Annotated in this window: 14 protein-coding genes; 4 read left to right on the top strand and 10 right to left on the bottom strand. The window is 52.0% G+C overall.

Translation table 11 applies throughout. The annotated features are described in order from the left end of the window. Nucleotides 1-512 (bottom strand): hypothetical protein (locus GAP13_RS03335; RefSeq protein WP_503473367.1); only part of this gene is annotated, 512 nt, incomplete at its 3' end. A 174-nt stretch (nucleotides 513-686) separates the two neighbouring features. Between GAP13_RS03335 and lon the strand changes: the two genes are divergently transcribed. Both lon and GAP13_RS03325 read left to right on the top strand, forming a co-directional pair. Beyond that, the gene (gene lon, locus GAP13_RS03330) at nucleotides 687-3035 is read left to right on the top strand and encodes an endopeptidase La (RefSeq protein WP_158906174.1); all 2349 of its coding nucleotides are present in this window, start codon (nucleotides 687-689) and stop codon (nucleotides 3033-3035) included. A gap of 14 nt (nucleotides 3036-3049) precedes the next feature. Further along, nucleotides 3050-5242, top strand: a complete 2193-nt coding sequence (locus tag GAP13_RS03325) for a molybdopterin-containing oxidoreductase family protein (RefSeq protein WP_158906172.1) — start codon at nucleotides 3050-3052, stop codon at nucleotides 5240-5242. A gap of 26 nt (nucleotides 5243-5268) precedes the next feature. Here GAP13_RS03325 and GAP13_RS03320 read toward each other — a convergent pair whose 3' ends face one another. The 7 genes from GAP13_RS03320 to GAP13_RS03290 all read right to left on the bottom strand — a co-directional run bounded on the left by GAP13_RS03320 (nucleotide 5269) and on the right by GAP13_RS03290 (nucleotide 12831). Continuing rightward, a complete protein-coding gene (locus GAP13_RS03320; protein WP_158906170.1) occupies nucleotides 5269-6921 on the bottom strand; it encodes a UTP--glucose-1-phosphate uridylyltransferase in 1653 nt (550 codons plus the stop codon). After that, nucleotides 6914-8056 carry a glucokinase gene (locus GAP13_RS03315; protein WP_158906168.1) on the bottom strand — a complete coding sequence of 381 codons (1143 nt, stop codon included), beginning with the start codon at nucleotides 8054-8056 and terminating at the stop codon, nucleotides 6914-6916. Before GAP13_RS03315 ends, GAP13_RS03320 begins: the two co-directional genes overlap by 8 nt. A 21-nt stretch (nucleotides 8057-8077) precedes the next feature. Then, entirely contained in the window at nucleotides 8078-9154 is a 1077-nt protein-coding gene (locus GAP13_RS03310; protein WP_158906166.1) for a M23 family metallopeptidase, read from the bottom strand. Between the two features lie 27 nt (nucleotides 9155-9181). Beyond that, complete coding sequence (locus tag GAP13_RS03305; protein WP_158906164.1) at nucleotides 9182-9868, bottom strand: 3'-5' exonuclease; 687 nt, start codon at nucleotides 9866-9868, stop codon at nucleotides 9182-9184. Next, the gene (locus GAP13_RS03300; protein WP_158906162.1) at nucleotides 9865-11613 is read right to left on the bottom strand and encodes a phospho-sugar mutase; all 1749 of its coding nucleotides are present in this window, start codon (nucleotides 11611-11613) and stop codon (nucleotides 9865-9867) included. The genes GAP13_RS03305 and GAP13_RS03300 overlap by 4 nt, the downstream gene beginning before the upstream one ends. A 135-nt stretch (nucleotides 11614-11748) precedes the next feature. Beyond that, nucleotides 11749-12420, bottom strand: a complete 672-nt coding sequence (locus GAP13_RS03295; RefSeq protein ID WP_158906160.1) for an HAD family hydrolase — start codon at nucleotides 12418-12420, stop codon at nucleotides 11749-11751. A 63-nt stretch (nucleotides 12421-12483) separates the two neighbouring features. Beyond that, the gene (locus GAP13_RS03290; protein WP_158906158.1) at nucleotides 12484-12831 is read right to left on the bottom strand and encodes a hypothetical protein; all 348 of its coding nucleotides are present in this window, start codon (nucleotides 12829-12831) and stop codon (nucleotides 12484-12486) included. A gap of 151 nt (nucleotides 12832-12982) precedes the next feature. Between GAP13_RS03290 and GAP13_RS03285 the strand changes: the two genes are divergently transcribed. Both GAP13_RS03285 and nrdR read left to right on the top strand, forming a co-directional pair. Next, the gene (locus GAP13_RS03285; protein WP_158906156.1) at nucleotides 12983-13897 is read left to right on the top strand and encodes a slipin family protein; all 915 of its coding nucleotides are present in this window, start codon (nucleotides 12983-12985) and stop codon (nucleotides 13895-13897) included. After that, nucleotides 13894-14361: a transcriptional regulator NrdR gene (gene nrdR, locus GAP13_RS03280; RefSeq protein ID WP_158906154.1), complete on the top strand. Its 468-nt coding sequence runs from the start codon at nucleotides 13894-13896 to the stop codon at nucleotides 14359-14361. The genes GAP13_RS03285 and nrdR overlap by 4 nt, the downstream gene beginning before the upstream one ends. A 145-nt stretch (nucleotides 14362-14506) precedes the next feature. Here nrdR and fusA read toward each other — a convergent pair whose 3' ends face one another. Both fusA and GAP13_RS03270 read right to left on the bottom strand, forming a co-directional pair. Continuing rightward, nucleotides 14507-16603, bottom strand: coding sequence for an elongation factor G (gene fusA, locus GAP13_RS03275; RefSeq protein WP_158906152.1), 2097 nt, complete (start codon nucleotides 16601-16603; stop codon nucleotides 14507-14509). A gap of 240 nt (nucleotides 16604-16843) precedes the next feature. Further along, complete coding sequence (locus GAP13_RS03270; protein ID WP_158906150.1) at nucleotides 16844-17641, bottom strand: PTS sugar transporter subunit IIA; 798 nt, start codon at nucleotides 17639-17641, stop codon at nucleotides 16844-16846.

The raw sequence follows: 17641 nt of genomic DNA, 5'->3' as shown, positions 1-17641 counted from the left end.
TGCTTTTGAGCCTCGGTGGTGTTGCCGGAACGGCGCAGGGTGGCATGGGTCGCGGCAAGGAAGAATTGAGAATCGGCGGTGACGGCGAGGGTGATGTTGTTGGGGAAGTACTGAGAGACATCGAAGGAGACAAAGCCATCGATGCAGACGGATTCATGGGGATTGGCATGGGGACGGAGCAGGCTCTGGAGTGCGATGGCTTGACGGGCGAGTCGGTCGATACGGTTCTGGATGGTGCCGCACGAAGCAGAGAAGAATCGTGAGAGTGCGCGGATGCTCATGGAAGAGCTGAGCAGGGTTTCGATCTGGGGATAGGCGATTCTGCGCTTGGCGAAGTAATCAAGGCTGAAGGTCTGGGTAGAGAAGTACTTGCCGCAGGCTTGGCAGCGGAAGCGCTGGACTTTGCCGAAGGTTTTGGTCACATAGAACCCCGCGGCGACGAACCAGCGTTCTTTCGGTGCGTGCTGATGATACGCACAGGCCGGGTTTGGGCAAAAATGAAAATGATGCATGAAAGCCTCCTCTCCTTATAGACGCAAGGAAAGAGGCCTTCACTTCAAATTCATATGCAGGGTTCATGACACTATGGAATTGTTGCCGACAAGGGCTGTTTTTTCTTACATTAAACATGCGGTCTAAGACCCGCGGCGATATCCAAAATATTCACTATTTCAGGTGGTAACCATATGTCGACGAGTGAATTGATCCCCATTGACCAGATTCTTCCCAACAAGCTTCCGATTATCACGCTCGTGGGAAAGCCGATTTTCCCCGGAATTTTCACCCCAATCATGATTGGCAAAGAGCCAGACATACAGCTCGTTGAGCAAGCGATCTCTACAGACGGGATGATCGGGCTCGTGCTCCAGAAAGACGATACAGACGAGCCTTCTGCAGGCAATTTGTACCAGGTCGGCACCGCTGCAAAAGTTATTAAAAAAATAAACTTGCCCGACGGTGGCATCAACATTTTCATTTCCACCTTCAAGCGGTTCAAAGTCAAGAAATACATGTCAAAGGAGCAGCCAATTATCGCTGCTGTCACCTACCTCGATGACACAAACTACGATACGGATGAGGTGAAGGCGCTCACGCGGGCGCTCATAAGCGAGATGAAGCAGCTCAGCGAGAACAATCCGCTTTTTTCGGAAGAGATGCGCCTCAACATGATCAATATCGACAATCCGGGCAAGATTGCTGATTTCATCGCGAGTATTCTCAATATCGAGAAAAAAGAACAACAAGAAATCCTCGAAACCCTCGACGTCCGCGAGCGCATGGAAAAGGTTCTCATCCATATCAGCAAGGAAAAGGAGCTCTTGCGGATCCAGAAAAAGGTCCAGGCCGAAATCAACGAAAAAATCGAAAAGAGCCAGCGCGACTACTTTCTTCGCGAGGAGCTCAAGGCTATCAAGCAGGAGCTCGGCATGGCAGGCGATGCGCGCAGTTCGGACTACCAGCGCTTCCGCGAGAAAATCGATTCATTCAATCTCGACGGCGAAATAAAAGAAATAGTCGAGCAGGAGCTCGAAAAATTCAATCTTATGGAGCCTTCATCCAGCGAATATATGGTGACGCGCAATTGGCTCGATCTCGTCTGCTCGCTCCCCTGGAATGCGCCGCTTTCAGCTGATTTCGATATCAAGCATGCGCAGAAGGTCCTGGAAGAGGATCACTACGGCCTCAAGGATGTGAAGGATCGGATCATCGAATATCTCGCGGTGCGCAAGCTCAAGCGAGACTCAAGAGGGACGATTCTCTGTCTTGTTGGACCTCCGGGCGTCGGAAAAACGAGTGTCGGAAGATCGGTTGCGCGTGCCCTCGGTAAACAGTTTTTCCGTTTTTCGGTGGGCGGCATGCGGGATGAGGCCGAGATAAAGGGGCACCGGCGCACCTATGTCGGAGCGCTCCCCGGCAAGATTATTCAGGGGCTCAAGCTCACCAAGAGCCGCGACCCTGTATTCATGATCGACGAAATCGACAAGATGGGCATTTCCTATCAGGGAGACCCGTCGAGCGCGCTTCTTGAAGCACTGGATCCCGAGCAGAATTTCAGCTTCAGAGACCACTATCTCGACCTTCCCTTCGATATTTCCAATATTTTCTTTATTGTCACCGCGAATACGCTGGATACGATTCCGCGGCCCCTTCTCGACCGTATGGAGGTAATCCAGCTGCCGGGCTATGTCGATGTCGAGAAAATCGAGATTGCGCGCCACTATCTCATTCCGCGAAGTCTGGAGCGAAATGGCTTGGCTAAAAATCAGGTAAAATATACGCGTGATGCGCTTCTTGCAATGATCGATGGCTATGCGCGCGAGGCAGGCGTGCGGAATCTCGAAAAGGCACTCGACAAGATCCATCGCAAGATTGCAAAAGCAATAGTAATCGAAAACAAACAGGAAGAGCGATTTGTCATCGACAAGCATGCAGTGGAAAAGTACCTCGGCAAGCCGATTTTCCGCGATGACGAGCTCAAGCGGGCAACACGGCCGGGTATGGCGGTAGGTCTTGCCTGGACAAGCATGGGCGGTGATACGCTCATTATCGAAGCGGTGGCCAACCCCGGCAAAGAGGGCTTTAAGCTGACCGGGCAGATGGGTTCGGTCATGCAGGAATCGGCAGGGATCGCCTATACCTATGTGCGCAACATAGCAGCTCAGAAATACAATATTGATGCCCAGTACTTCGAATCGCGGCAGATTCATTTGCATATCCCCGAAGGCGCCACACCGAAGGATGGGCCTTCTGCCGGCATTACCATGGCAACTGCGCTCCTGTCTCTCGTGCTGGGCAAGCGCATCAAAGACAGACTTGCAATGACCGGCGAGCTCAGTCTGACGGGGCAAGTGCTCCCAATAGGCGGCTTGCGCGAAAAAACTGTCGCCGCAAAGCGCAACAAAATCAAGGAAATCATCATTCCAGCCGCAAACGAAAAGGACCTCGACGAGATTCCCGAGCATGTGAAAAAGGGCCTTGTGTTCCACCCAGTGACGCGCATGGAAGAAGTGATCGATATCGCGATTGGTTCATGATAGACTGATTGTTCATGGGATTCTTGCCCTATTTTTGCGGAAAAGACTGCGGCGGCGATGCATGCCCTTTGCTCGCCGAGGTGGAAGCTGGCCGCGTCGTTGGCATGCACCACAATCCTGCTGCAGGGCAGTGGATACGAGCCTGCGGCAAGGGCATGCGCGCGCATATTGAGCATTATTCACCTCATAGAATAACAAAGCCGCTTGTGCGCCGCGGGCCTCGCGGTTCGGGCGATTTTGTGGAAGCCAGCTGGGATGAAGCGCTTGCCCTCGTCGCACGCAGGCTTTCGGAGATCCGCGCTGAAGGCGGGCCAGGCGCGGTTATGAGCATCGCAAGCGCAGGCTCGACAGGGGCGTTGCATAACACTGAAGTTTTGGCGCTGCGGTTTCTGAATGCGATTGGCGGGGCGGTGCATGTATCGGGCAATTATTCCAGCAATGCCGCAAACTATGCGCTTGCAAGGATCTTCGGGGCGTCGGTCGGCGAAACAGGATTTGATCCGGCTTCGACTGCATTTTCGAATTTGATCGTACTATGGGGCGCGAATCCTCTCGAAGCGAGGCTGGGCGCAGAGCTGCCGTCAAGGCTGGTCGAGGCAAAAAAACGGGGTTCTCGCATTGTTGCGATTGATCCGAGGTACAGCCGCTCTGCTAGGGGGCTCGGTGCTGAATGGATTCCGGTGAGGCCTGGAACCGATCCAGCGCTGGGATATGCGCTTTTATACGAAATTGTGAACTCTCCGCAATATGATCACGAGTATGTTGCAGAGCGCACCGAGGGCTTCGATGCGCTTGTGCGCTTTGTGCTCGGCGAGATCGATGGAATTCCAAAAAGCCCACAATGGGCTGCTCCGATATGTGGGATAGAAGAGAGCATGATACGCCGCCTCGTACATCTCTGGTGGCAAGACCAGCCTGTCATGCTCATCCCCGGCTATTCGATTCAGCGCGTCGAATATGGTGAGGAAGCCTTTCGGCTCACTGTTGCAATTCAGCTCGCGACAAAGAACAGCGGGAAGCTCGGCGCATCGAGCGGATCGATCAATAATCGTCTGCCTGGAATAACCATAGCAAAAATGCGCGAAATTCCTGAATCAATCCCGAGCGAAACGGTCTATTCAGCCAAAGTACCCGTGCTGCGCTGGGCTGATGCGGTTCTGAACCCGCAGCAATACGGACTTGGCAAGATTCGCATGCTGTATTCCGCGGGAGGCAATTTCCTCAATCAGGGAGCAAACATTCAAAAAAATATCGAGGCTTTTGAGGCTGTGGATTTTGCTGTCTGCCACGAGCTCTTTCTTACGCCAACAGCGCGCTATAGTGATGTAGTTTTGCCTGCAGCGGATCCATTCGAAAAAGAGGATATCGGGATCCCCTGGGCCGGCGATTATGTGCTCTACAAACCGAAGATTTTCGAGCCGGAGGGTATGGCGAGGTCCGATTTTCAGATCTTCAGTGAACTGGCGGAACGGCTGGGCGCAAAAGAAATCTTTACAGGCGGCAAGAACGAATCGCAATGGATTGCTTATCTTATGGCCGAATCGGGAATTCCTGACATCGAAGCATTCAAGCAGAGCGGTTTTTATGCTATGCCTCAACGCCTCAGAGCTGGGCTGGATGCATTTTTTGCGGATCCTGGAAGCAATCCGCTACAGACAAAAACTGGCAAGATTGAATTTTCAAGCCCGCTTTGGACATACGAGATGGCTCGGTTCTGGGAGCAACGCAATGGGGCCAAAGAAGACAATGCAGCCAAGGAAGACGATACCGCTCCAAAAGGCAATGCCGACCCAAAAGCGCCAAAGAAAGGGCAGGGCGAGCTGTCGGCCGGTTCATCTTTCAAGCTGCTCACTCCCAAGGTAGCTGAGTATGTACATTCCCAGCGAGGTGCGTTTCCCGACAGCGCAAAAAAAGCGCGCGTACACATGCATCCTGAAGACCTGGCTTTGATAGGTGCGACAGAGGGCGCAGTGCTCTGTATCCGGAATGATTATGGTGCGGTATTGGCCGTTGCCAGTCTTGACGCAAATATAAGAAGAGGGACTGTCTGGCTGGAAGAGGGCGCATGGGCTGAACCGGAGAACGGCCTTGACCCCAATGGCAGTGCCAATATGCTCACATCGGATCGTGGCACGCTTGAAAGCACTTCGTGCATCATGCACGGGATAGAGGTGTGGATCGAACTGCCTCCAGGTGCGCGGAGCTAAGAAAAGTTAAGAAAAGGGGTCAGACTCTAATTTTTAAATATTTCAGGCGGCACCCAGCAGCCATTGACAAGCTCAAGCCCGTACACATTCTGCAAGAGCCAGCTCTGGCCATCATGGAGCGCAGCGCCGACCTGGCGCAGCACTTCCGGAACTGAAGGCACATCGTTCCCGAAACCGCTTGTCAGCAGCATTTCGGCGAGCATCTTCGCGGCGAGAAAACGTCTTTCCTTGTTCACCGCAAAAGCCACAAAGTCCGGCAAAAGCGAGACAATTTCCCAAGTCACCTGCTCTGCCTGTGAATATGAGCCTGCATCCTTGACCTGGTCGGTAAAACGGACTGGCAGGCTGTGCGCAATATTTTCCAGATTCGGCACGAGCCATTCGAGGTCGAAGATGCCGGTTGCGCAGTTGAAAAGTATAGCTTCGCCTTGTTTTTCCAGTGTCTCTACTTCTTTGATGTCGATTGCGGGGCCGATATCCACGACATTTTTTGTGCCATCTTGTGTCCGGACGAGGATGCCGCCTTTCACATCGATAGGCGTGCGATACGCGAAATCGAAGCCAGCCGGTCTTCCGGAAATAGCCAGGATTGCAAGCTCGACAGGGTCGATAAAAGCGCCGAGGTTGTCCACGTTGCTCAGCATTGCATAGCGAATACCCTGCTGCTGAAGGGCTCGGAAGGTGTCCGCGAGCACCATGAAACACTGACCGTGCCCGCCGGGCAGCGCGAGCGAGCTATGCTCTTTGCCATATGCGCGGTCAAAGATGCGCTTGGGCATGCCTTCCGAAGAATGCGTATACGCTGCAATCAAGGGCTGTTTGCCGCTCAGCCACTGCGCTGCGTCGAGGCCGGTCCTGAGCGAAAGGGTGCTCAGAAAGGGCGAGCTGGAAAGCTCTGCATATGCTGAAAGCAGCTGATCGTGGTTGCCCATGCTCGTCATCTGGTAGAGGGGCATAAAAAGACGTTCTGGCTGCCCGGCGCGCGCTTCTGTGCTCAGCATGGAGGAGCGGGGTGCAGAGCCATTTTCAGGTGCCACCACTAATGCGTCTGATGCCGCAAACCCTGCTCTATTCGCGGCCAGAAGGCGCGCCCGCATTTTGAGTTCGAGAAAACTCGCTCCCGGCGAGCCATCGGGATTGATGTAGGCAGGCGTAAGGCCTTTGGGCAGGTCACGGCACAGTCCTGAATAGCGCTCGAATGCTGGCTTGAGGGCAGAAAATAGGGCTTCGTCGATTGCTCTATTTTTTCTGAGGTCGGCATAGCTTGTCGCCGAGCCGCCGTTTAGCACGCCATATGCGCAGCTCGGTACAATCTGGCGACCAATTGCCTCAAGCTTTGCAGCATCAAGAAGCAGATATGCGGCGCCACTCTCGGTTGTTTCAGGGATGCCTTCAGGCAGCTTGACATTCCTTTCAGCAAGGTTCTGCAGCGCCTCGCGCTTGGGGAATTTGAAAAGCGTTGTATTGGCTTGGCGGTTTCGCACATCGACGACATGGATACCATCGACCGGCGGAACGCCAGCTGGCACTATCTTTTCAACATGGTCGAATTCGCCGCGGTTGTACCGATCGAGAATGCTGAGCGCGAGCTCGATATCGATGTGCTTGGCAAGCATATCAGCGCGCAGATCCGGATGAATTTCTTGATGCAGCTGTGCCTCTTTCATCATGTTAGCCATGTTCCGAAAATTGGTGTGCTGCTTCGGCAGCGCCGAGCAACGAAATGTCATAATTCTTGACAATCAGCACGGGCGTCTTCGAAAGGAATTCGCGTATGTGCGGGGCGTAATTCTTTTCGAACCACCGCATGAAGCGATGATTCTCCAGAAGCCATGTCTCGTTCTTGGAAGAAATGCCTCCGGCGAGCCACACGCCTCCTCGCGGCAACAGGATCGAGACAAGGTTGGCTGCCTTTAGCGCATACAGCCTCACAAAAAGCTCCATCGTGAGCGCGCAGTGCGCATCTGTGCGGGAATTCGCAGCAATCGCAGCGGGCCACGCAGTTCTAGGCGTTTTAAGTATGCCTTTCGATAATTCTGAAGGCCCGGCATCCAGACTGGCCTCCAAGCCGGCATCCAAGCCAGAACCCAAACCGGAGCCCGAACCGGGCTGCGGAATGCCATACTCTGCAGCGATCATCCGGGCATCGAGCTTTTCTGTGCATACAAATTCAAAAATATTGGCAATTCCCTGGCCTGAAATCGCGAGCTCGGCCCCTGCAGGATATCCGTACCGCTCACTGAGCCATTCGCTAAAATAATGACTCAGCGCATCGAAGCAGGGCAGCTCGGAATGTCCGCCTTCCGAAGGATACGCAGTAACCGATTTCCCGTGCCGATCGACAAATCCTACACCCAAGCCCGTGCCAGCTCCCACAATGAGCATGAGCCCATCGGCCGGTTCTCCAAGCGAGCCGTCCAGGTGAGGGAGCCTTGTGATCTCAGCTTCATTTTTATAATTGAGCAAAGTCACCGCATACGAAAGCGCCGTAAAATCATTGATAAGGCGGACGGGCACTCCAAGAAGGGCGCTGAGTTCCGAAGCGCTGATCGACCATGGTGCATTAGTAAGCTGGATGGTTTCATCGGCCTGCACAGGCCCTGCTCCGGAGACACAGCAAAAATCTATTGCTTCTGAAAATCCGAGCGAGCTTGCAGCCTTGAGAAACCGCTGGACAGGCTCAAGAAGGGAGCGCTCATCCTGGGTAGAGTAGCGCTCTTTGAATACCAGCTCGATCGTTTTCCCGTCATGGCGCGCCAAGGCCAGATTCGTATTCGTTCCGCCAATATCTGCGACAAGAAATGTCTTGCTCATGGCCTTACTATAGCCAGAAAATTATTCTTGGGGAACGGCTGGGCGCTTTTTTATGCTTGCTTTAAGAAGGGCAATGAGCTGGGTGTTTCGAAGGAATCTTCCTGCATTGGCATCGAAGACTTCGAGGTGGAGGTGCTCGCCGCCTCCTTGTTTACGTGCGTTGATACCGCTGTTTCCGCCATGGCCAAGAGGCTGGCCAGCGCGCACAAGCTGCCCTTTACGAACAAATACATCATACAAGTGAAAGTATGAATAATATTTGTGCTCATCTGGAGAATATATAATGATGCCGTTGCCGGATTTTGGAGATATCCCGCCAGCCAAGAAGGAGAGCCCCTCGCTTGTGCGCGGAAAACCAATCCATCCTGTCTCTGCTGCGACCACAATGCCATCACTCAACGAGTGAATCACCGGGCCTCGCTGAATGTCGCCAGGAAGGTACTGCACATCCTGCAAAAAAATATCGAGCGCATAGGTATGCGAATAATCGAGGTCGCTAATCCGCGGCAATGAGAATTTCCCGGGGAGTGTTATGCCTCCTTTCCAGCGCGCAGCTTCAGGCTCGAGCCATCGGAAAGGAGTTATACGGCCATATTTCTTTAATATTGCATACGCACTGTCAAAGATAGCTTCGAACTGCGAGCGAAGCGATGCCATGAGCGGGTTGAGGGCAGCAATTCTCTGATAGGAAAGCTTTGCAGGCAGCGATACACCATCGATTTGCGAAAATTCTTCCGAGTCGCCGCTGTCGATCAGCATTGCAATGATGTGGCCCGAAGAAGGAATGAGCTCAGCGGCAAGCGCTTCAGGTTCCATGCCAAGCGCAAGACCTGTTGAAATGAAGTCCCGCACTCTTGCGCGTACTTCAGCAACGCTCGCATTCTGCATGCGATCTATATCGAGAGAGGCCAATTCCTCGAAAAAATTCAGGGCCGGCTTTGATTGAGCAATCGTGGATTCGACAAGCGCGGAAGTCTCTGGCAGCACAACGCCTGAAATTGTAGGGTAGGGCGCAATCATCTTCATCGTGAATCGAAGCAAAAGTGCAGCCAGAATGCCAGCAATGCCGAAGAGTGCACATTTTGCAGCAAACCGCATCCACTCGACCTTTCTGCCAAAAAACCGTTATACGCAGCGGTTGGCAAGCGTTCTGGCTGCAGCGGCGAAAAGCCGCATGCACGTGAGCGCATCTCCCAACGCGCGATGCGTCGCATCTGAAGGAAGCCCCAAAGCAAATGCAAGCTTGCCGAGATTATAGGACTGCATCGCAGGGAATGCGATTTTCGCCATTCCGAAGCTGTCGGCACATTCTTCGGTCTCGAGCGCATAGCCTGCACGCCCGAGTTCTCCCTCCAGAAAACCAATATCGAACATGACATTGTGGCCGACAATCACGCGATTTTTGCACAATTCCAGGACCGCCGGCGCCACTTCTCCAAAAAGAGGCTCATTTGCAACATCTTCAGCGCGTATGCCATGGATGCGGCTTGCCTGCAGCGGGATGGGAATGCCTGGATTCACCAGAGCGCTAAACCGCTGTATTTCAATCAGCGCTCCCTCAGCATCAAACGCGAAAGGCACAAGCGCAAATTCGACGATGCGCTCCGTTGCCGCATTGAGTCCTGTCGTCTCGACATCGAGCGCGACATACGTGCGCATTTCCCATGGCTCGCCGCCGCACACAGGGTCGGGCCAAGAAACGCCTTCCCATGCGCCATTTCTCTTTCGATACCACGGCGAGGGAGGCTCATGTTTTGGTTGGGCATCGCTGAAAAGCGACGCCCATAGTGGAGCGCCGTTATTTTCGGTCATTTGCGGTGTGCGTCGATGACTGCTTTGATGTCAGCTTCGATTGCGGCAATCTTTCGTTTTGTCTCTGCTTTTGTTTTGGCTAGATCTTCACCAACGCTATGGCAGAGAATGTAGTATTTAATTTTAGGCTCGGTGCCTGAAGGCCGCACGGTGAGAAGAGTGCCTTCTTCGAGGCGCCATTGGATTACATCGCTCTTTGGCAGGCTTATCGAGCTGATTTTGCCAGCGCGATCCCATGCGGTGCCAGCTTTGATGTCTCTCGTCCACACGACCGGAATTCCGCCGAATTGCTTCGGCTGCTCTCTGCGGTATGCATCCATGATCCCGCTCATGATCTGCATGCCCTTTTCTCCTTCGAAGTACGCGCTGAGACCTTTTTCTTCAAAATAGCCGAATTCACGGTAGAGATCTTCGAGGCGATCGAGGAGGCTCTTGCCCTGGGACCTCCAGTACAATGTCATTTCAGCGGTGAGCGCTGCAGCGGAAATGCCATCCTTATCGCGGACTTCCTGTTCGATGAGGTGGCCGTACGATTCTTCGGTTGCATAGACAAAATCGTAACCATTGCTTTCGAATTGCCGCATAAGATCGGCAATCCACTTGAAGCCGGTAAGGCATTCGAAGCTTGCTATTCCATGCTTTTCTGCAATGGCTTTCTGGAATTCTGTGGTGACGATGCTGCGGATGGAAGCAGGGCGGGGCGGCATTCTGCCCAGCTCTTTAAGCGTGAGCGCAATATAGTCAAGGTGTAGTGAACCAAGCTGATTGCCGGTTACGAGGGTAAAACCGCCAGAACCATCGGGAACCGCGATTCCCAGGCGATCGGCGTCGGGGTCTGTTGCCATAACGACATCCGCATGTGTTTTCTTGCCAAACTCAATGGCCATGGAAAGGGCGGCCGCTTCCTCCGGGTTGGGATAGGAAACCGTGGGGAATTCGCCATTCGGCTCGCGTTGTTCGGGCACGGTAAGCACATTGAGCCCGAGGTCTTTCATGATGCGCTCGAATAGCATCGCTCCGGTGCCATGGAGCGGCGTATAGATGACCTTGACAGAATCGGCCATTTTCGAAAAAAGTTCAGGGCGCAAAAGATGGGATTTCACCATTGCGACATAGGCTTCGTCGATGTCCTTGTCGATATTCACAAGAAGGCCTTTCGCGCGCGCTTCGGATTCGGGCATGAGCTTTACATCGCGGACTTTCAGCACTTTCTGGATAATGCCGGTGTCGTGCGGTGGAACCACCTGCGAGCCATCGTTCCAGTACGCTTTATAGCCATTGTATTGCGGCGGATTGTGGCTGGCAGTGACGACAACGCCGGTATCGGCGCCGAGCTTGCGAATCGCAAAGGAAAGCTCGGGCGTGGGCCTCAGCGAAGAAAAAAGGTATGCCTTGATTCCGTTCGCCGCGAACACAAGCGCGGTTGCCAGCGAAAACTCTTTGGACTTGCGCCTGGAATCATAGGCAATGCAGGCTGAAAGCGGTTTGTCGGGGAACTGCTCCTTGAGGTAATCGCAAAGCCCCTGAGTTGCCCTCGTGACAACGAGCGTGTTCATGCGATTAAAACCGCCGCCGATGACGCCTCGAAGTCCTCCCGTACCAAATTCAAGATCCCTGTAGAAACGATCTTCCAGTTCTTTCCAGTCACCTTTCTCAAGAAGCGCTTTTACTTCATCTGAAAAGAATTGGTCAGTCTCGAACGAGATATATTCCTTGGCCCGGGCAAGTATTTCTTCATGATTCATGATAACTCCTGATAATGAGGAACGAATTTCCTGATATCTGCAGTTTGGCAAACTGGCGACGCCAGCATGTTCAAAAGTATTTTGAGCAGCACAATCAAAATATAGCTTCCATGCCTAAAAAAAGAAAGCCAAAATTCATTCAGCTCCAAAGAGAGCGATTAAATCTTGCGGTGAAGCGATGAGGAAGTCTGCCCCCGCATCCAGCAATTCCTCTCTGGAACGATATCCGTACAATGCGCCGACTGCGGTCATGCCCGAAGCTTTTGCGGTTTTCATATCGATGCTAGAATCGCCCACAAAAGCGCAATTTTGCGGTGCAATGTTTGCAAGTTCGCAGATTTGCAGCACTGCTGCGGGGTTTGGTTTGCGCGGGCGATCGGGCAGATTTCCCCATACCGCGATAAAAGGAATATCTCTGAACAAAGCGCCTACGATAGAAGCCGAAAGATCCTGGGGTTTATTTGACAGAACTGCAAGCTGAATTCCCCGATCTGACAGCAATTTCAGTGTTTCTTTTGCGCCATCAAAAGGTTTTGTCGCATCGAGCGAATGCGCTGCATATTCCTGGACTGCGCGCGCAAGAATCTCTTGGACGAGTTCGCTGTTCCGCGCTGCGTCGTTGGGAATGGCTTTCTCGATCAAAGACAGAAAGCCATCGCCAACCATGCGCTTGTACGCATCAACATTGTGAGGTTCGAATCCGTACATTGCAATAATTCGATTTACCGAATCTGCAATATCTTTGATAGTATCGGCCAGGGTTCCATCGAGGTCGAAAACGATGAGGGCAGGGGTGTATCGCTGCATATTGTTTCTTTTAATTGAGGTATGGAATGTGAGGCATGGGTTAGGGGTGCTCCAGCATGCTTCTTATTTTTCTTTTTCGTTGAGATCGCTGTCTTTTCCGCCTTTTGAGCGGTAGAGCGCTTCCTTTTCGTCAATGAGACTCCCAAGCTGTTCAAGTTCTTTTATAAGAGGCTCGATTTCCGGTGTGGATGCGCCGATCATCGGTTCATTTTTCTCGATGAGCAGGTTATAGACTTCGGCGCCCAGTTTTGCCGTCAATGACTGGGCTTTTGAACGGAGTTGAAGGATTTCGATTTTGAGTTTTCCCATCTCGCCCCAAACCTGTGCCTGATCGGCAGCCTTTTCCAGGAATTCCTTTGATGCGTCAACGCTGGTTTCCATGAATTTCTTCAGTTTTTCGGAAAATGTCATCTTTGGCCCTCCGGTGCGCTTCAACACTAATACATCTTGCATGCTAACAATAATCATATATTTATGAAGAGGCAATATTTAAAAAGGGGGTCAGACCCCTTCTTAAATTCTGCAAGTGTAGTATATTCGAAGTAGCAGGGAGGCAGTGAATATGTCGTATATTTTTGTCGGTTTTGCGATACTCGCTGCATGGTGGATAGTTTTTATTATTGTAGGCATTGCGCGAAAGCAGACGCCCATTGCTGTGTTTCTGATTATTCTCTTTTTCGTCTGGGCTGTCCCAGAAGTTCTGCTTTTGCTTTCGAATCCTGAATTTGCTTCGGTTCTTTTCATCGTTCCCTTTATACTGCTTGTCCAGATGATGCGAGTTATCCCTGAGTATCAGCGCGGGGTCTTGTTCCGCCTTGGGCGCATGCAAAAAGTGATCCAGCCGGGTTTCAATTTGGTGCTGCCTTTTGGTATCGATATTCTGCGAAAAGTCGATATGCGGACATTTACCATCGATGTGTCCAAGCAAGAAGTTATCACAAGAGACAATGTGCCAGTGATTGTCGATGCTGTCGTGTATTTCAACGTATTCGATCCTGTGCTTGCAGTCGTCAAGGTAGCTGATTATACCAAGAGCACCAGCCTGCTCGCGCAGACTATCCTGCGGTCTGTCCTTGGTCAGCATGAACTCGACGAGATGCTTTCCAAGCGCGCAGAGCTGGGGCAAATACTCCAGAGATTGCTCGATGATGCGACCGATCCTTGGGGCATCAAGGTGACCGCAGTCGAGATAAAAGCCGTTGAGCTCGCAGAAACTATGAAGCGCGCAATGGCACGCCAGGCAGAAGCAGAGCGCGAACGAAGGGCAAAAGTCATCGCAGCCGAAGGAGAATTGCAGGCTTCGGAAAAGCTTGCGCAGGCAGCTGATGTGCTTGCGCAGTCTCCTGCCAGCCTCCAGCTGCGGTATCTTCAAACCTTGACTGAAATTGCGGTAGAGAAGAACTCGACGATAATCTTCCCGCTTCCAATGGATTTTCTGAAAGCGCTAACGAAGCTTGCGGGAAAGGATCAGGAATGAAGTGTCCTTATTGTGGAAGCCTCGAAGATAAAGTCATAGATTCTCGCACACTGGCTAATGGCGAGGCAATTCGTCGGCGTCGCGAATGTCTAGCATGCGGCCTTCGATTTACAAGCTATGAAAGAATAGAAGAAAAACCCCTCATGGTTGTAAAGCGCGATGGTCGCAGGGAGCCTTTCGAGCGGCAAAAAATCGAGCGGGGCCTGGTGCGGGCACTCGAAAAAAGGCCGGTTTCTCAAATGTCAATCGAAAATCTCATCAATGAGATCGAAGATGAAGCAGCAGAGCAAGCAAAGGCATCGAACGAAATCTCGAGCGAAGATTTGGGCCGAATGGTTTTGCGCAAATTATATGCGCTCGACAAGGTTGCCTACATCCGTTTTGCATCAGTGTATAGAAAATATGACACCCTAAATGAGTTTATTCATGAGATAGAGCGCCTCGAGAAAGGCCAGACAGAATAAAAAACGCGCGGCTTCGCGAAAAACTCGCAGAACCGCGCGCTATTTTTGCTGCTGAGTCCTGCCTGAGCAATGCCCGGGCGGTGCCCTTGCAAGGCCCGCAAGCTTCTAAAGAAGCTCGCGCGACCTCGGCCAGCAACAGAAATCCTTATTCTTCTTCTGCTTCCTGAGTCTTAAACGCTTGTGCAGCTTTGATGACATCTTCCGCAATCTTGCCTGAAATCGGCGCGTAGTGCGAGAACTCGATTTCGAATGAGCCGGTGCCGGAAGTCATCGACCGCAAATCGATTGCATAGCGCAGAAGCTCTGCCTGTGGAACCTGCGCATCTATTTGCACGATGCCTCCGCCGATCGGGTTCTGGCCTGAAATTTTTCCTCGCCTGCCTGAAAGATCTGACATGACATCGCCCAAGTATTTTTCTTCGACAAATACCGACAGATTCATTATAGGCTCGAGGATCACAGGATTTGCTTGTTTCATCGCTTCGCGGAATGCGCCGCGCGCCGCAAGTTTGAAAGCCATTTCCGAAGAATCGACAGGGTGTTCCTTGCCATCCACAATTGCGGTCTTTACATCGACGACCGGATATCCGGCAAGAACTCCTGCTTCCATAGCCTGATGGATGCCTTTTTCGATGCCAGGCATGAAACCTTTTGAGACAGCGCCGCCAAAAATTCGGTTTTCGAATTCATACCCCTTGCCGCGCTCGAGCGGTTCGATCTCGAACACGACGCGGCCATACTGTCCGTGGCCACCAGTCTGTTTCTTGTGTGTATATTCCGCGCCCGCTTTTTTGGTAATTGTCTCCCTGTACGCGACGCGTGGAACTCTTGTCTCTGCAGCAATTTTCGCCTGGGCTTTGATTTTGTCGAGGATCATGTTGATCTGCTGCTCTCCCATGCCGGCAATCACCATTTCTTTGGTTTCGGCATTGTAGTTGACGCGGAATGTCAGATCTTCTTCTGCAGCCTTGTACAGCAGCTCGGAGAGTTTGTCTTCTTCTTTTTTGTTCACCGCCGAGATGGCGAGCATATGCACGGGAGAGGGGAGGCGCAGAGGAATATAGGAGATGAGCTGGTCGAACTGCGAAATTGTATCGTTTGTCTTGAGCGATACAAGCTTTGCCAGAATGCCGATATCGCCTGCAGGCAAAAAGGGAACTTCTTCAAGCTTTTTGCCTTGCAGAGTATAGAGTTTTCCGATTCTTTCCTTGTGCGCTTCGCGGGTAATCACCATATCCATATCAGGCTGGAAGGTTCCGGTCATTACTTTGACGTAGCAGAGACGTCCCGAGAACTGGTCGATTTGAGTCTTGAAGACAAAACCGGAAGCTTGTTTCGACGGATCGATCGATACTTCGATTTCATTGCCTTCAGGGTCGAGCGCTTTTTCCGGGGTTCTGAGAAGCGGAGAAGGAACGCTCTGCACAGCAAAACTGATGAATGCAGCCGTTCCACTGTTCGCAATTCCTGAGCCAGCGAATGCGGGAACTATCTTGCCCATTGCAAGTGCTTTCTGAAGCCCCTGCAGCGTTTCTTCCTGGGTCAGCTCTCCTTCAAGAAGATACTTCTCCATGAGCTCGTCAGTTCCTTCTGCTGCGGCTTCGAACAGCTGAGCTCGGGCTGCTTCGACTGCTTCACTGAATTCAGGGGGCACTTCTGTAGCTTCTTCTTTCTGGTCATGGGAAGCTGGCCGAGGATACGCTTTTCTGTTGAGCACATCGATGACACCTTTGAATGCAGTGCCTTCACCCATAGGGATTGTGACGGGAACGGGGATTGCTTTGAATTTTTCCTTGACATCGGAAAGCGCGCTTGCGAAACTCGCGCGATCTTCATCAAGGCGAGTGACAAAAACCATTCTGGGCTTCTGGTGCCGCTCCAAAATTCGCCAGAGCTTTACTGTTTCGATCTGCACTCCGGATTTACCATCGATAACGAGCATGGCTGTCTCTGTCGCCCGAATAGCCAGAATGGCTTCGCCGACAAAATCGCCTGCTCCGGGCGCATCGATGAGATTGATTTTGCAGTCATTGGTATTGACATGGGTAAGGCTCGAGCGAACTGATATCTTGCGCGCAATCTCGTCTTCGCCGTAGTCGCTGACGGTTTTGCCCGAATCAACCGTTTCCGGTTTTGATATCATTCCGCCCTGAAAGAGAATGTGTTCAAGCAAGGTTGTCTTGCCGGTACCTCCATGTCCGATGATGGCGATGTTGCGAATCTTTTCAGTCGTATAGGACATACTTACTCCTCACAGGGTGGGATGGTTTGAACTGTCCCTATTTAATAAGGAAGCCGAGCTATTATAATTCAAAAATTGCAGGTGTCAACAGCAGTTTTTCAAATTATGGACAGAGAAGCTTGCAAAAGTCGTGAATTTGACAATTGCGCCAATACTGATTGTTGTGAGCTTAAAAGCTCTTTATTCCAAACTGAAGATGCGGCCTTGCAAGGCACTGTGCCTTGGTCAAGGCCGCTATTTTTATGCTTTTTGTGAAGCTTTTGCCGGCATGATTGCAATGCAGTCGAACACAGTTCGCCCGCCTTGATATGCAGTCGCGCTTCTTCGCACAATTCTCCAGATTCCGTTTTGATATGTACCGTCCGAATCAAGGCGTTCCGCCAGGCCCGCGGTGCTTTCCACAAAATTCAATAGCTCGAGATTCTGGGTAAGCGCGAGCGGCTTGAAGCCAGTTCCCGCGATAATTGAAACCGGCTCGACGATAAGATTCGACAGGTCAGCAACAGGCTGCGTTGCCAGCGCGGCTTTGGATTGAAGCCGAATCATACGCGCGCGGGCATCGGGGCCTACAGTCTCTTTGCTTGCTGAAATGAGGTCCAGAAGGTAATTGCGGACATCATTCAATTCTTTTATGGAAGAGAGCTTATCGATTTCAGGCGAAGACTTGAGTACCTTTGCCATAATCGAAATTTCGCGCAAGTAGTGGTTGCGCTGATTCGACGGCACGAGGTACATTGTGATAATCGACACGGGCTGCCCGTCCGGAGCGCCATAGTCGATGCCGCTAGGGCTCCATCCGACGACGCACATCAGATCTTCTTCGAAATCCACGCGCGCATGCGGACATGCCCAGCCCTTGCCAAGCGCCGTATTCATGGATTTTTCGCGCGCCATGACATTGCCGACAATGTCGGTGCCGGTCGGAATCTGCGGAAAAGCCTCAATAATATGCGCCAGAAACTGCAGCGCATGATTCTTGTCATTTTCTGGAAGCTCGAAAAGTCGCCCTTCCTGAAGTGCATCGAGAATTGAATCCAT

This window comes from Rectinema subterraneum, from assembly GCA_009768935.1.
Taxonomy (GTDB): domain Bacteria; phylum Spirochaetota; class Spirochaetia; order Treponematales; family Rectinemataceae; genus Rectinema; species Rectinema subterraneum.
This window is presented reverse-complemented; position numbering and strand designations above follow the sequence as displayed.